Below are 15341 nucleotides of genomic sequence, written 5' to 3' on the forward strand. Positions count from 1 at the left end.
CCGAAAAGTGTGAGCGGTTTTCGGACGACATCCCGTTCTAAGCCGCGCATCTTGAACAACGGATCACCGCATCAGGACGGAGCGAGGCTCCACCGAGGAGGATAAGAATGAGCTGGACCCCTTCAGGCAGGCATCTCATTGCCGGCGAGTGGATTGCCGGAACGACGACATTTCGCTCCGAGCCGGCGCACGGCCCGGCCCATGACTTCGCGGTCGGGACGACGGAACTGGTCGACCGCGCGTGCCGCGCTGCCAAAGCCGCTTTTGCGGCGTTTTCAGCAAAGACATGCGAGGAGCGCGCCATTTTCCTCGAGACGATCGCCGAGGAGATCGACAGACGCGGCGAGGCCGTCACCCTCATCGGAACTCAGGAAACGGGGCTCCCGGAAGGCCGGCTCAATGGCGAGCGTGCCCGCACCACGGGCCAGCTCAAGCTGTTTGCCGAGCATATCCGCAAGGGCGCGCATCTCGACGCGCGTGTCGACGCGGCGCAACCCGATCGGCAGCCGGCGCCGCGGCCCGAAATCCGCCTGGTGCAGCGGCCGATCGGCTCGGTCGCCGTCTTCGGCGCCTCGAATTTTCCGCTGGCATTCTCGACGGCTGGCGGCGATACGGCAGCCGCGCTTGCCGCCGGCTGCCCGGTCGTGGTGAAGGGACATTCAGCTCATCCCGGCACCGGCGAGATCATTGCCGAGGCGGTCGCCGCTGCGATCGAGCGTACCGGAATGCCGGCCGGCGTCTTCAGCCTGATCCAGGGCGGGCGCCGCGATGTCGGCACGGCTCTGGTGACGCATCCCGCCATCAAAGCGGTCGGCTTTACCGGATCGCTTGCCGGCGGTCGTGCGCTCTTCGACCTTTGCGCCCAGCGCCCCGAACCGATCCCCTTTTTCGGGGAGCTCGGCAGCGTCAATCCGATGTTCCTGCTGCCGGCCGCGACCGCCGCCCGGGCTGAGGCGATCGGTTCAGGCTGGGCGGGCTCCCTGACGCTCGGAGCCGGCCAGTTCTGCACCAAACCCGGTATCGCCGTCGTGGTCGATGGGCCGGAGGCGGACAGGTTTGCCGGCGCCGCCAAGTCGGCTCTCGAAAAGGTGGCGCCACAGACGATGCTGACCCAAGGCATCGCAACCGCTTATCACGACGGTGTCGAGCGCATGCGGGCGAGCAATGCCGTCGCGCCGGTACTTTCTGTAAAGAGCGCCGGTCGGGACGCAGCCCCGAACCTGTTCGAGACCAATGGTTCGGCCTGGCTTGCCGATCATTCGCTCAGCGAAGAGGTGTTCGGTTCTCTCGGTCTGGTGGTGCGCGTCGGCTCGCCGGAAGAGATGCTCACCCTTGCCGAAAGCTTCCAGGGGCAGTTGACGGCGACGATCCATATGGACGACGCCGATCTTGGCCTTGCCCGCGACCTGCTGCCGATCCTCGAAAGGAAGGCGGGCCGATTGCTGGTCAATGGCTTCCCGACCGGCGTCGAGGTTGTCGATTCCATGGTGCATGGCGGTCCCTATCCGGCCTCGACCAATTTCGGTGCGACCAGCGTCGGGACCATGTCGATCCGCAGGTTTCTGCGCCCCGTCGCCTACCAGAATTTCCCCGCCGGCCTGTTGCCCCAAGACCTGCGCAACTGAAACCGGGGAGCAACAAATTGATCGCTGCGACGAAACTTCGCGAGATCATTCGCCGGATTCGAGGCAGATCAATGCCTGCGCCGCTGACCGATCTTACCGATGAAGAGGTCGACATGCCGCGCGGACTGATTGCTTCGGCCGGCTAGAAACCAAGCGTTCCAGACTTAGAGAGTGCCCGTGTTTCGGCCACCGCGCTTGATCGCTCCATTCAACTAGTATATTAGTGCATTTGCGCATTAGATCGGCTTTCTCAGGAGGAGGCGAGGGCCGGATCACCGGAAATAGGACGAAGATTCGCTGTAAGGAGCGCCGCCGGCGCATGGGAGGAGAACGAAATGAAACTGCATTTGGTTGCTGCCTGTATTTCAACCGCGATGATCGGGCTGAGCACTGGCTCGGCACACGCTGACGATGCCAAGAGCAACGTCACTGTCGTGCTTGCCGAGACCGTCGATGTCGTCGAGCCCTGCATGGCGGCGCGCCAGGACGTCGGCCGGGTCATGTCCGAAAACGTCAACGAGATGCTGGTCGAATTCGACTACGTCAATGGCGGCCTCAAACCCCGCCTGGCGACGGAGTGGTCGAAGATCGACGACGACACTTGGGAATTCAAGCTGCGCCCGAACGTCAAATGGCACGACGGCAAGCCGTTCACCGCCAAAGACGTCCAGTTCACGATCGAGCGCAACAAGAACAAGAAGCTCAGCTGTGAAACCGGCGGCAAATATTTCGGCGGCACGGAATTCAGCTTCGAGACGCCGGATGCCAACACGATCCGCATTACGACAAAACCGGCCCAGCCGATTCTGCCGTTGCTGATGACGGTGATGGCCGTGGAATCGGCCGAGGCGACGCCTGCAGACGAATTCACCCGCAAGCCGATCGGCACCGGCCCCTATACGTTCGACAAATGGGAGATCGGCCAGTCGATCGTGCTGAAGCGCAATCCGGATTATTGGGGGGAGAAGCCCCAGGTCGAGCAGGCCACCTACCTGTTCCGCTCGGACAGCGCGGTCGCTGCCGCCATGGTCGATGCCGGCGAAGCCGATATCGTTCCGGCCGTATCGGTGCAGGATGCCACCAACAAGGAAACCGATTTCGCCTATCCGAATTCGGAGACGACATCGCTGCGCATCGATACCCGCGCAGCACCCCTCAACGACCGGCGCATACGCGAAGCGATGAATCTTGCCATCGATCGTCAGGCAATGCTCGGAACACTATTTCCCGAACAGGCGAAGATCGCCACGCAGCTCGTTGTGCCCACAACGATCGGCTACAATGCCGATATCCCCGCCTGGCCCTATGATCCTGAAAAGGCAAAGGAACTGGTCAAGGCGGCGAAAGCTGACGGCGTCCCGGTCGATCAAGAGATCCGCATCATCGGCCGCAACGGGCAATATCCCAACGCCACCGAAGCGATGGAAGCTATGATGGCCATGCTTCAGGACGTCGGTTTGAACGTCAAGCTCGACATGTACGACGTTTCCGTGTGGAACGGCTATTTCGTTGCACCTTTCGTCGCCGATTCCGGCCCGACATTGACCCAGTCGCAGCATGACAATGCCACCGGTGATCCCGTCTTCACCGCATTCGTCAAATACGCGACCGACGGCTCTCACTCCATGGTTCGGGATCCCACGGTCGACGCCCTCATCGCCAAGGCGACTTCAGCCACCGGCGACGAGCGCACAAAACTTTGGAAGGAGCTTTTCGCCAAGGTGAACACCGAGATCATCGCCGATATACCGATGTTTCATATGGTCGGCTTCACCCGCGTTTCGCCGCGTCTCGACTTCAAGCCGACGATCGCGACGAATTCCGAACTGCAGTTGTCGCAGATCCGCTTCAAGTAAGCTGGTTTGCGGATTGAAGCGCGGGCCGCCTTTTCCTGAATGGCCCGCGCTTTCCATGACATGACGGATGGATGCCTATGCCGCTGATTGACCGCATTGCCCTCACCCAATTCGCCGAGCAGATATTGATCCGCGCCGGGATGGAAGCCGACAAGGCCGAAACCACAGCCGCCGTCCTGGTGGAAGGCGACATGATCGGCCACGAAACGCATGGCGTCAGCCTTGTGAACTGGTATGTCGAAGCATTGGAGGACGGTTCGCTGGCGAAGTCCGGCAGCTACGAGGTGGTCAATGACCGCGGCGCAGCCTTTGTCTGGGACGGCAAATCCTTGCCGGGTGCGTGGCTCTTGACAAAGGCGATCGAGCAGGCCTGCGAACGTGTGCGCGATCGCGGCGTCGTCACCGCGGCAATCCGAAACTGCCATCATACCTGCGCTCTGTCAGCCTTCATGCGGCAGGTTACCGAGCAGGGCCTGATCGTGCAGCTGTCGGTATCGCATCCGGCGGCAAGCCGTGTCGCGCCCTATGGCGGCACCAAGCCGCTGCTGACGCCGAACCCGATAGCGGCCGGATTCCCGACATCCGGGGATCCGATCCTGATCGACGTCTCGGCTTCGATCACCACTACGACGATGACACAAGACCTGGCGAAGGCCGGCAGGAAATTCCCCGAAGCCTGGGCTTTCACCGCCGCAGGTGAGCCGACCGATGATCCGCGCGAGGTGACCGAACGCGGCGGGACGATGATGCCGCTTGGTGGCCAGTTGAAGGGTCATAAGGGCTTTGGGCTCGGGCTGATCGTCGAGTTGCTGGGACAGGGGCTTTCCGGCAAGGGACGGGCGAACGCGCCGCCTGGCGTGTTTTCGCAAAGCGCCTTTCTTCAGGTCATCGACCCCGCCTTTTTCGTCGGGCTGGATGCCTTTACCGCTCAGTCCGATTTTCTCGCCTCCGCATGCCGCAGCAACCCTTCCGCGCCCTGGAACAATGGCCCGGTCCGCATGCCGGGTGACAGCGCAGCCCGAAGACGTCGCTCGGCGTTGGAAGAGGGCGTGCCGGTCGGCGAGGCGGCATGGGAGAAGCTCTGTAAGCATGCCGAGATCCTGGGCTTGCCGATCCCTGACGTCGTCGCCTGAAGGGGCACGGCCTTGCACGCGCCATGCCGCGCTGAAGGCGACCGTCATGACGTTAAGGACAACTTGTTCCGACGTCTCCATCCGATTCTGGAACAATCTCTGTCGTCTCCTGTTACATTGGCGAGATGGGTCAAGTGACGCGCAACGGACGGAACGGCTGGAGGTTCGATGAAAAGGAGTATGGGATTTGGGGTGGCCTTTGCCGTTATTCTGACGGGCTGCACGACCGGCGAAAGCAATTACGCGTCGGCGGGACTGGCCCCGATCCCCGGCAGCATCACCTACAATGGTCAGCCTCGCACGAAGTTGACGAAATCGCCCATAGGGTCTTCTTTCCCGCACAGCTTTACAGATCAATGGGGACGCCAGGTCGAGGAAATTTACATCATCCGGCCTGATCGCAGCTTGCTGATTGCAGAGCGCCACTATCGGCCGGTCTTCTCGCTCGATGACGACTAAAACAGGGTGATTTGAGGTTTGGGAAGGAGAATTGATCATGCCGCGACGCAAGAGCAATGAGACGGCCACCCTCGACACCAAGGGAGCCAAGATCGGTGAGCCTGTGCCGAAAGCCATCATCGATATCAACACGGCCTCTGTCGGCGTTCCCCGGCAGGCTGATCAGGATTTGCGTGAGGAGTTGAGCGCGCTGCGACAGCAAATCGACTCGCTCCAGCAGCAGATCCTCGGTGGCGTCCGATCGGTAAAGGGCGGTGCCGGGAAAGCGATGCGTCAGACGGAAGCGGCGGTGAAGCGCTATCCGGCCTCGACGCTCCTTGTCGTCGCGGCTGTCGCGGCTGGCTTCGCCTTCGCCGGACACCGCGCCTCTCTGCCGCGCCGCCGCCATCAATCGGCGCTGCGCGAGATGAGAGATTTCTACGACACCATCCGCGAGCGCATCTGACAAGATTTCGGGATTGTCAGTATTCCGATTATGCCCGAGACTTGGTCATTCAAGCGAGGGCAACTGCATGCTCGACATCATCATACGAAGCGCTCTTGATATTGTCGGGCGCACGGAGCGCCTGATCGAGGCCAGCAGGCGGTTGCTGGACGGTGAAGGTCTCGATGAAGTCGAGGTGTACGAACTCCATTACGAGATCGAACGGCTCGGGGATGCGGTTTTCGTCGTGGACGAAGCCATTCGCTCGCTCATGCGCACCGTCGAATGCTGGCCGCAGGCCGCCAGCGCCCATGGGATACACAGGACATTGCATTGATGGGCTGCCGGTGCTCCCCGCGAGAACAGACATTCCGCCAAGCCCGTTCCGGACTGGTTTTCGAGCTGTGATCTGCGTGTCACGCCGATGTCACGCGACCATGGAAACAATATGTGCTTGATCGGCGTCTGTAGTGTGAGGCCAAGTCTCCGACCTAGAGGCCGCCGGTTCGATTGCCGGAACGGACCGCTTGGTCGCTTGGTCGAATTTTGAGCGCATTGGAGACACTCGATGAGGGATGTGTTGTCGACTATCACGCGTATCCTGAGCTGGGGACGGCCGGGTCAATGCTGCCATCAATTTGCTGGAGCATCACGATGAGCTCGAAGCGCTCCAGGCGAAAATCTCAGCCCCACGAATTCATCTTTCCGGTTCACACACGCACGATCGCGCAGATCAGGTACGATAGCCTCAGCCGCGTCATGACGGTGGTCTATCACGACGGCCGCTCTACGACGACGACCGGCATACAAGGCTCGGCGATGCTGAGGATCCTCGCCCAGCGTCCGCTGGAGCGCTCTCCGTTTCTGTTGCAGACGGTCATCTGAAGCTGAAAGTCATCGCCGAAATCGGCGATCTTGCATCCATTTCCCGCGGGCTGCGTTTCATCTCCAATAGCCGAACCCAATGGAGGGAATGCCGATGATCTTTCCACCGCCGAAAACCGAAGCGCCTGCGCAACGCTTCAAAGAGGCGACCGATGCCGCGCGCGACGCATTGGAAAAGCTGATTGCAGCCGCCAATGAAGCCGGATGGGCAACCGAAGAGATAACGGCGGCGCTGCTTAAGGCCGCCCGGTTTCTAAGCGATGCCAACAAGAAAGATCCCGATCCGGCCGACGATCCCGTCAGCGACGCATCTGCCAGGCAGGAGCAGATCGGTCACGGCGAGCTCTATGACTAAAGCACGTCCGCTCTAGGCCGGATCTCACCGGCCGATCGTCGCAACGGAGCCGCGCAGGACGAGGCTGGTGGCGACGCGCAGACGTTCCACGGCAAGTTGGTTGCCCTCGATGCGGGCGACGAGCCGTTCGCCGGCGAGTTTGCCCAGTTCGTAGACGCGCTGGTCGATGATGGTGATCGGTGGAACGGTGACGCTGGTCCAGTCGGCGTCCAGAAATGAAATCATCGAGACATCCTCAGGGATCGACAGGCCGAGCGATTGCAGCGACTTGAAAATGCGCAAGCCGACGAGGCTATCGGATGCCAACAGCGCCGTCGGCGGCGATATTTCCGAGAGCAGGCGTTTGATCACGGCATCCGTCTGATGCTGGTCCGTGGCGCCGAGCCGGATGTAATGAAGAGGGTTCGGCAAACCCGCCTCGGTCAGGGCGCTGACGAAGCCTTCCACGCGCTCGCGCACGGCGGAATTCGAGATTCGCGCGATATCGGTGAGCCCGCCTTCCTCGGCTTCCATGGCCGAGATATAGGCGAGGCGGCGATGTCCCCGGCCGATCAGATGCCGGGTCGCGCTGAGTGCCGCCTCCCGGTCGTCGCCGGTCACGGCGTCGACATCGAGCTCCGGGATGGCCCGGTCGAACAGAACCAGCGGCACGCCGGCGCGGCGGACATGCTGCAGGTGATCGAGGCGGTCGCAGCGGGCCGGCGTGACGATCAGCCCATCGACGCGCTTGCCGATCAGCAGATCGACGGCCGATTTTTCCGCTTCGAGCTGTTCGCCAGAATTGGCGATGATGACGTTGAAGCCCGCGAGGCGCGCCGCATCGCTGATGCCGCGCACCGCCAGGCTGAAAAAAGCGTTCTCGATATCGCCGACAACGACGCCGATGATGCCTGAGCGTCCGGTGCTCATGCTCCGGGCGAGCTCGTTCGGGCGGTATTCGAGTGCCGCCGCCGCCGCCATCACCTCATCCTTGATCTTGTCGCTGACGACACCATAGCCGCCGAGCACGCGGGCGGCCGTCGCCTTCGAGACCTTTGCGGTCTTGGCGACGTCGGCGACCGTGACTGACCGTTTCGGGTGAGCGGAATCTTCCATGAATCGAGGACTACAAGAGTTGTTGACGACCGGTCAATTGATAGATATCAAATATGTCGTGAGACCGGTCTCTTTATATGAGAGACCGGTTTCTACTCCACAGTCCCCGCTGCTGATGCGCGGCCGGGCGAACCAATATGCCGATAAGAGCATTCCTTTCAGAGCGGAGAACGACGATGAAGCCTTTTCAATCATTTGCGGCCACGCTTGCCCCATTGCGGGCCGGCATTCTGACATGCCTTCTTGCTGTGGGGGCGGGCTCTGCGGCTGCGGCCGACAATCCCTATAACCTCATCGAGGCCGGGGTGATCAGCGTCGGCACGATGGGTGATTCCAAGCCCTATACGTTTGCGACGGCGGACGGCCAGTTCACCGGTTTCGATATCGAACTGTTTCTCAACGTCGTCTCCCGACTCGGCTTTCCGAAAGACAAGGTGACGTTCACGGGCCAGGAATTTTCGGCACTGCTGCCGTCGGTGGCAAACGAACGGTTCGATGTTGCCGTTGCAGCGATCGGAACCACCGAAGCCCGCAAGAAGACCGTCGATTTTTCCGACGGCTATCTTGCCGGTTACCTCTCGGTCCTGACTGCCGATGCCGGCATCAAGGACGCCGACGGGCTTAAGGGCAAGCGCCTCGGTGTCGTGCAGGGAACCTTGCAGGAAGTCTATGCGGCCAAGAATTTCGGCGAAACCGATCTGGTGAAATTCCCCGACAACAATTCCGCCGTCGCCGCCCTCAACAACGGAACGGTCGATGCGCATTTTCTCGATTACGAGGCCGCCAAACAATATGGCGAGCGCTATCCCGCGCTGAAGGTTGCGGTCAACATCCCATCCTTCGATGCGCCGGCGGGCTTCGTGATCCGCAAGGGAAATGACGCCTTCCGCACGGCGCTGAACGGTGCCCTTCACGACGCGATGCAGGACGGCACCTGGAAGAGCCTCTACGAAAAATGGTTCCCGGGCTCGCCGATGCCGGACCAGTATCTTCCCAAGAAGTAAGCCCGCCAGCCGTCCGCTTCGGCGGACGGCGTCATGCCCTGCACGGGCTTCGATGGGGATCTCGATGAACTGGCTTGAAAATCTGCACCGCAGCTTCCTGGATTGGGAGGCCATGGCGGAAGTGCTGCCGAGCATGATCAGCGTCGGCCTGAAGAATACCCTGATCCTGGCTGCCGCCTCGACCATGCTCGGCGTCGTCATCGGCATGGCTCTCGCCGTCATGGGCATCTCGCAATCCCGCTGGCTGCGGCTGCCGGCGCGCATCTACACCGATATCTTTCGCGGGCTGCCGGCAATCGTCACGATTCTGATCATCGGGCAGGGTTTTGCCCGGATCGGGCGGGAGATCTTCGGTCCGTCGCCATTCCCGCTCGGCATCCTGGCGCTCAGCCTGATCGCCGGGGCCTATATCGGCGAGATTTTCCGCTCGGGCATCCAAAGCGTCGAGCGCGGCCAGATGGAAGCCTGCCGGGCGCTCAGCATGAGCTACGGGCAGGGCATGCGCCTGATCGTCATCCCGCAAGGCATCCGGCGCGTTCTGCCGGCGCTGGTCAACCAGTTCATCGGAAACGTCAAGGATTCCAGCCTCGTCTATTTCCTCGGATTGCTCGCCTCCGAGCGGGAGATCTTCCGCGTCGGCCAGGATCAGGCTGTCGTCACCGGCAATCTGTCGCCCTTGTTGCTGGCGGGTCTTTTCTATCTCGTCATCACCGTGCCGCTCACGCATTTGGTCAATTACATCGATGCGAGACTGCGGCTCGGAAAACAGGGCCGCGGCGCGGGCATTGCCAGCGGTTTGGCCGAGGTGAGCGAATTGCAGGCCGCTGCCAGCCCACCGCCCGCAGCCGAATCTGTCGGGGAGACGGAACCGCGCTTCAAGGGCGGCGCCCTGAACATCCGGGATCTCGCCATGGCCTATGGCGATCTCGACGTGCTGAAGGGTGTCGATCTCGACATCGCCGCCGGGACCGTCACCTGCATCATCGGCCCCTCCGGTTCGGGCAAATCGACGCTGCTGCGCTGCATGAACAGGCTGGTGGAACCGAAAGCCGGTGACATCCTGCTCGACGGCGACAGCATTCTGGCCATGAAACCGGAACGGCTGCGCCGGCGGGTGGGGATGGTGTTCCAGCACTTCAACCTGTTTCCCGATCACACAGCCCTTGAGAACGTCATGCTTTCCCTGACGAAGATCAAGAAGATGCCGAGACAGGAGGCGCGACGCATCGCCGAGGCGCGTCTGGCCGAGGTCGGTCTTGCCGAGCGCAGGGATCATCGCCCGACCGGCCTATCGGGCGGGCAGCAGCAACGCGTCGCCATCGCGCGTGCTCTCGCCATGGATCCGGAGCTTATCTTGTTCGACGAAGTGACGAGTGCGCTCGATCCCGAACTGGTCAAGGGTGTTCTCGACCTGATGGCGGCCCTCGGCCGCCAGGGCATGACCATGGCCGTCGTTACGCATGAAATGGGATTTGCGCGCAGGGTGGCCGATCAGGTGGTCTTCATGGACGAGGGCCGCATCGTCGAGGCCGGCTGCCCGCAGCAGATCTTCGACCATCCCAAAAGCGAGCGGCTGAGGCGCTTCCTTGCGGAAGTCCTCTAACCCCTGAGGCGAGGCATGCCGCCGGCTCTCGCGACGGATGCGTTGGAATTCGTTCGACATAGCAGGAAATAAGGTTATCGACATGAATGCTTCCCCAAAACCTTCGAATGTCGTCGTCATCGGTGGCGGCATATTCGGCGTCTCGACGGCCGTCCATCTCACTCGCCTCGGGATCGCCACCGTACTCGTCAGCGACGGGCCGCTTGCCAATGGCGCTTCCGGCCGTTCGCTCGCCTGGCTCAATTCGGCCCGGAAACGCTCCGATGCCTATCACCGGCTGCGCCTCGCCGGCATCGACCGTTATCGCACCCTTGCTGCCCGGTATCCGGATGCGCCCTGGCTCCGCTTCGATGGCGGCCTGACCTGGGATGCCGATGACGCCGGCAATGAGATCGCCGAGGTCTTCGACTTCGAGCGCGATCTCGGCTATCACGCGCAATGGCTGGCCCAGGAAAACATTGCCGACGCGACGCCCGGCGTCGACACCGGCGCGGTGACGCCGCAGGGGGCGATCTTCAATCCCGGGGAAGGCTGGGTCGATCTTCCCTCGCTGATCGGCCTTCTGGCGGAGGAATTCCGTTCGCTCGGCGGCCAGGTCGTGACGGACGCCGGGCGCGCAACGATTGACATCGACGGCGCCCGCGTCTGCGGCGTGAGCGCAGCAGACGGCAGGCGCTGGGACGCGGAGTCTGTGCTGCTTGCCGCAGGCGGCGACGTTCCGGCAATCGTCGCCGAAGCCGGCCAGCATATCGACGACGCAACGCCGGTCGCCCTTCTCGTCAGGACCAAGCCGATCCGCCATTCGCTGAAGGCCGTGCTCAACACCCCCCGTGTCGCCATCCGGCCGACGCCCAATGGCGGTTTTGCGCTCGATTCCGCCTGGTCCGAGGAAGAGGTCGGAGTGAAGCCGGATGGCAGCTATGACGTCAGACAATCGACGCTGGATGGGCTGCTGCGCGAGGCGTCGAAAGTTCTCGAAGGCAATCCGAGGCTCGAGATCGACGATTACGGGGTCGGCCCGAAGCCCATTCCGGGCGACGGCGAGCCGGTCTTCGGCGAACTGCCGTCGATCTGGGGTTATTTCGTTGCCTTCAGCCATAGTGGCGCCACCCTCGGCCTGATCGCCGGCGAACTGCTGGCGGACGAGATCGCCACCGGACGCCGTCATCCGCTGCTGGCGGAGTTTCGGCCGGAGCGTTTCAGCGCATCGCGGCCGTGATGGATCAAATAGAGCCATCGAGCGTTCTGCCGAGGAAACAACGGGAGACGCATCATGTTTAAAGACGAGCCCGCCGGTGTCGGCGCGGAAGAGAGACACGACGATGTCGGTGCGCGGATGGCGAACGGAGAGGAGACGACCATCAATCCGAACCTTATCCGGCGTGAGGGGTTCGCGAGCGAGGCCGAGTACGAGGCCCACCTTGCCGCGCTTGGCCGGGATGCTTTGACTTCGGCCGAAGCTTATATCGAGGAACCGTTCCTGGCATCAGAGGAGCATGTTCTGGAAAGTCGGTTGCGGGAGCTGAGGGAGGAGCTCGAAAACCTCCAGGCCCGCCTTCATGTGATCAGAGATCAGACTGCGGCCGTCGTGACTGAAAACGTCCGATGGGCCGATGCCAGCGCCCATGCCCAGCTCGGCAATCAGCCGTGGCTGAAGCTCGCCGGCGCCATGGCTGCGGCATTCGTCGTCACGCGGGGTATCAGGCGACTGCCTCTCGGGACCGTCGCGACCACGGCGCTGCCCTTGGTCGCCGCCGCTATGAACCGGAAATTCGCCAGAGGATGACGTTCAAAGCCCCAAAGCGAAATCTGCACCTGTTTGCGCATTTGGAACCGGCTTCCGCATATGGCCGATCGGGTCTGGGATCGTCATGAAACCAGCGTCATCTTCTTGCCGAAGTGTTCGTGACATTTTACGTCTTAAGGAGGCGAGCATGCCTGGACATGACGACCGCTATATCGAGATTACGACACGTCTTCGCTCGGTGCGATCGTTCTGCGACTTCCTCTCGCAGGGCGGAATCGTCCGCGTCGCCTTGAAGGACGGCGCTCCCTATAAAGACGTCACGGCCGTACTCCTGGAACGGAAGCGCAGGGAGGCGGAAGCGCTCGATCGTACACGCCGGCGGCTCTATCCGGAGCTCTCGGATGAAGAGGTGATGCCGCCGCTTTACAGTCGTCACTGACGCGCCCGCCCATCAGAGGCCAAGCGTCTACGAAGCAGCGCGGGCCCTCTACGCTGCGTTCACGCGACGCGCCTCTGTTTCATCCAATTGGAATTGGTCGATCAGCTGCAGCAGCGTCTTCGTCTCGTCGGCAAGTTCCTTCGTCGCTGCGCTCGTTTCCTCGACCATGGCTGCGTTCTGTTGCGTCATCTGATCCATCAGGTTGACGGAGGAATTGACCTCGTGCAGGGCGTTGTACTGTTCCCTGCTCGAGCGGGCAATGACGTCCATTTGCTCGGATGCGGTGACCACTTTCGCGGAAATGCTTTCGAGGACTTCGCTGGTTTCGCGTACGACCCGGGCCCCGTTGGTGATCTCCGCCCGCGAGCGCCCGATCAGCTGTTTGATCCGCTGGCCGGCCTCGGCGGAGCGCTGGGCGAGATCGCGGACTTCCTGGGCGACGACCGCAAAGCCTTTTCCAGCCTCGCCGGCGCGGGCCGCTTCGATGCCGGCATTGAGCGCGAGCAGGTTCGTCTGGAATGCGATGTCGTCGATGACGCCGATGATCTGTACGATCTCGTCGGAAGCCGCTTCGATCTTGCCCATCGCGTCGATCGCACTGGCCACGACCTCGGATGAGGAATCGGCCGTCTCTTTGGTGTCGGCGATGATCTGACGGGCATCGTCGGCGCAGGCCGCGGACGAACGAACCGTGGTGGTGATCTCTTCGATGGCTGCAGCGATTTCCTCAAGCGCGACGGCCTGCTGTTCGGTGCGCTTTGCAAGGTTGCTCGCCGACAGATCCATCTGGCCGGCATTGCCTTCGATCATCCGGGTGTTGGTGCGGATCTGGTCGATCGTTTCCTGCAGGCGAAGCAGCGACGCATTGAAATCGTTGCGGAGTTGCTCCAGCCGGCCGAAGAAGGGCGTTGTGATCGTCCGGGAAATGTCGCCGCGCGCCAGGCGCCCGAGGCCATCGGCGAGCGCCGTCACCGCAAAGTCGATCTGCTGTTCGACCGTACGTTTTTCCGCGTCGTTGCGATGCCTTTCCTCCTCGGCCCGCGTCCGTTCGATCTCGCTGCGCTCCTCGATCTCGACCTTGGCGATGGCATTGTTCTTGAGGATGCCGAGTGCGCGGGCCATGTCGCCGATTTCATCGGCCCGGCTTTCGCCGGTGATCGACGTTTCGAGCTTGCCGTCGGCGAGCCGCCGCATGGCCGAGGTGATCTGGTTGATCGGGCCTTTGAGTGTCATCGTCAGCCCGACCCCGGCGAGGATTGCGATCACCACGCCGAGGATCGTCGTTCCCAGAGACATGGAATTGGCATCGGTGCGTTCTGCCGCGGCGTTCTGCCGCTGCATTTCGGCGAAAGCCGTCAACTGCGACCACATGCCGTCGACATCGGCGGCTGCGGCGCGGAATTCGTCCTGGCGTTGGGCGCTGATGCGGACGAGGTCGGTGGCGGCTTTCTGCATCTTATCCAGCGCCGGCAGCAGCTTCGGCTTGAGATTGTCGAATTGCGCAACCCCGCCGGCATTGGAAACCAACGTGTCCAAGCCCTTCCTGACCGCCATGATTTCCTGCAATAGCCGCTGAAGATTGGCATCCGTGGGCGCAAGCGTCAGTTTCGCCATGACGATCTGGATCACGTAGGCAGAGGTGGTCAGTTTCTGGCCGTCTCTCTGACCGGTCTTGGCGCGCTCGACCGATTTGGCGGTGTCGGCCGCCTTATCCGTTACCGTCTTCAGCCGGCGTGCGGCGACCGCCTGCAATTCGGGCAGCCTGGCGACGATCTGACCCATCGCATCCTTGAGGCCGGCTGCACGCTCCTCGGCCTGGCCGGCGGTTTCGACAAGCGGCTTCAAGGCGGCAATGGCATCGTCGATCGTCTTTTTGGCCTCCGGCGCCTCGCCGCCCAGCGCCATCCCCACGATGCGCTGCTGCCGGGCGAGTTCCTCCATGTCGGGGCTGCCGATCGGGCCGGCGGCTTGAGCCTTGTCGTTCAGCGACTGGGCGAAGGAGGCGAAGTCCGATATGCGCTGTGCGTCGCCCAGCCTATTGCGGGCTTCGTCTTCCTGGCTGTCGGCAGCACGCTGGAGAACCTTGGCACCTTCAACGATATCCGTCTGGGACGACACGACGACGCTCTGCGCCTTCTGGAGATCGGCAAGCAATGCTGCCCGGCTCTCCTGAAGCTGCCACAGAGTATCCATGCGAGCGGAAATTCCGTCGATGGAAGACAGCGTCTGCTCCAACTCCTGCTGGCCGCTGCGATCGGCGGCGAGCCGGTCGAGACCGGATTTCAATAGAGTGCGCTGATCGGCAAGCCTGGCGGTAACGGCGTCCCGGTTTTCCTGCGTGGCATTGGCAAGGAAGTCGGCCATTGCGGCGGACAGATCGCGAAAGCCGCTCAAGGACTGCAGGACGGAGTTGGAAATATCCATCCGCCCCTGAAGCAGGCTCGATGCATAAAAGCCCATGGCGCCCACGGCCATGATGCTCACGATGAACGGAACGATGAAAACCATCACCTGCGTCTGAATGCGCACACGTGACAACAGCCTGCCCAACATCAACCCCTCCCTCTTCCCCAGGAGCGCAGTCGATTTCGAGTGAAAGTCCTGATCCGCTCGAACCGACTACACATCCGCCCCCTCAGAGACACGACATCGGCGGAATGAATATTCCATATCACATTATTTGTGAAACATTCGTTTCAATGTCGCCACGAGTGAT

At 62.0% G+C, this 15341-nt stretch carries 15 protein-coding genes; 13 read left to right on the top strand and 2 right to left on the bottom strand.

All coding sequences use genetic code 11. The features are described 5' to 3' along the window. The first annotated feature begins 107 nt into the window (after positions 1–107). The 8 genes from AF337_RS03250 to AF337_RS03285 all read left to right on the top strand — a co-directional run bounded on the left by AF337_RS03250 (position 108) and on the right by AF337_RS03285 (position 6737). Positions 108–1625 carry an aldehyde dehydrogenase (NADP(+)) gene (locus AF337_RS03250; protein WP_049731039.1) on the top strand — a complete coding sequence of 506 codons (1518 nt, stop codon included), beginning with the start codon at positions 108–110 and terminating at the stop codon, positions 1623–1625. 335 nt (positions 1626–1960) lie between these two features. Then, positions 1961–3481, top strand: a complete 1521-nt coding sequence (locus tag AF337_RS03255; RefSeq protein ID WP_049731040.1) for an ABC transporter substrate-binding protein — start codon at positions 1961–1963, stop codon at positions 3479–3481. A gap of 71 nt (positions 3482–3552) precedes the next feature. Continuing rightward, the gene (locus tag AF337_RS03260) at positions 3553–4614 is read left to right on the top strand and encodes an Ldh family oxidoreductase (protein ID WP_184341975.1); all 1062 of its coding nucleotides are present in this window, start codon (positions 3553–3555) and stop codon (positions 4612–4614) included. 168 nt (positions 4615–4782) lie between these two features. Further along, positions 4783–5073: a hypothetical protein gene (locus AF337_RS03265; protein WP_049731042.1), complete on the top strand. Its 291-nt coding sequence runs from the start codon at positions 4783–4785 to the stop codon at positions 5071–5073. 37 nt (positions 5074–5110) lie between these two features. After that, complete coding sequence (locus AF337_RS03270; protein WP_049731043.1) at positions 5111–5518, top strand: hypothetical protein; 408 nt, start codon at positions 5111–5113, stop codon at positions 5516–5518. A 67-nt stretch (positions 5519–5585) separates the two neighbouring features. Further along, positions 5586–5834 (top strand): hypothetical protein, encoded by a 249-nt coding sequence (locus AF337_RS03275; protein WP_049731044.1) that lies wholly within the window; start codon positions 5586–5588, stop codon positions 5832–5834. A gap of 317 nt (positions 5835–6151) precedes the next feature. Continuing rightward, on the top strand, positions 6152–6382 hold the full coding sequence (locus tag AF337_RS03280) for a hypothetical protein (protein WP_049731045.1): 231 nt from the start codon (positions 6152–6154) through the stop codon (positions 6380–6382). 94 nt (positions 6383–6476) lie between these two features. Next, positions 6477–6737, top strand: a complete 261-nt coding sequence (locus AF337_RS03285; protein WP_049731135.1) for a hypothetical protein — start codon at positions 6477–6479, stop codon at positions 6735–6737. 24 nt (positions 6738–6761) lie between these two features. Here the strand turns inward: AF337_RS03285 and AF337_RS03290 are convergent, their stop codons facing one another. Continuing rightward, positions 6762–7832 (bottom strand): LacI family DNA-binding transcriptional regulator, encoded by a 1071-nt coding sequence (locus AF337_RS03290; protein WP_049731046.1) that lies wholly within the window; start codon positions 7830–7832, stop codon positions 6762–6764. A gap of 176 nt (positions 7833–8008) precedes the next feature. Here AF337_RS03290 and AF337_RS03295 point away from each other — a divergent pair, with 176 nt between their 5' ends. The 5 genes from AF337_RS03295 to AF337_RS03315 all read left to right on the top strand — a co-directional run bounded on the left by AF337_RS03295 (position 8009) and on the right by AF337_RS03315 (position 12625). Then, positions 8009–8836 carry an ABC transporter substrate-binding protein gene (locus AF337_RS03295; RefSeq protein ID WP_049731047.1) on the top strand — a complete coding sequence of 276 codons (828 nt, stop codon included), beginning with the start codon at positions 8009–8011 and terminating at the stop codon, positions 8834–8836. Positions 8837–8900: 64 nt separating this feature from the next. After that, entirely contained in the window at positions 8901–10439 is a 1539-nt protein-coding gene (locus tag AF337_RS46015) for an amino acid ABC transporter permease/ATP-binding protein (RefSeq protein ID WP_049731136.1), read from the top strand. Positions 10440–10521: 82 nt separating this feature from the next. Then, positions 10522–11658 (top strand): NAD(P)/FAD-dependent oxidoreductase, encoded by a 1137-nt coding sequence (locus AF337_RS03305; protein ID WP_049731048.1) that lies wholly within the window; start codon positions 10522–10524, stop codon positions 11656–11658. A 54-nt stretch (positions 11659–11712) separates the two neighbouring features. Further along, on the top strand, positions 11713–12225 hold the full coding sequence (locus AF337_RS03310; RefSeq protein ID WP_049731049.1) for a hypothetical protein: 513 nt from the start codon (positions 11713–11715) through the stop codon (positions 12223–12225). Between the two features lie 148 nt (positions 12226–12373). Then, on the top strand, positions 12374–12625 hold the full coding sequence (locus AF337_RS03315) for an RAD52 family DNA repair protein (RefSeq protein ID WP_049731050.1): 252 nt from the start codon (positions 12374–12376) through the stop codon (positions 12623–12625). Between the two features lie 48 nt (positions 12626–12673). On the opposite strand, the gene AF337_RS03320 is transcribed toward AF337_RS03315, so the two are convergent. Then, entirely contained in the window at positions 12674–15178 is a 2505-nt protein-coding gene (locus tag AF337_RS03320) for a methyl-accepting chemotaxis protein (protein WP_049731051.1), read from the bottom strand. Positions 15179–15341 lie beyond the last annotated feature (163 nt).

Source organism: Rhizobium ecuadorense (genome assembly GCF_001187535.1).
Classification (GTDB): Bacteria; Pseudomonadota; Alphaproteobacteria; order Rhizobiales; family Rhizobiaceae; genus Rhizobium; species Rhizobium ecuadorense.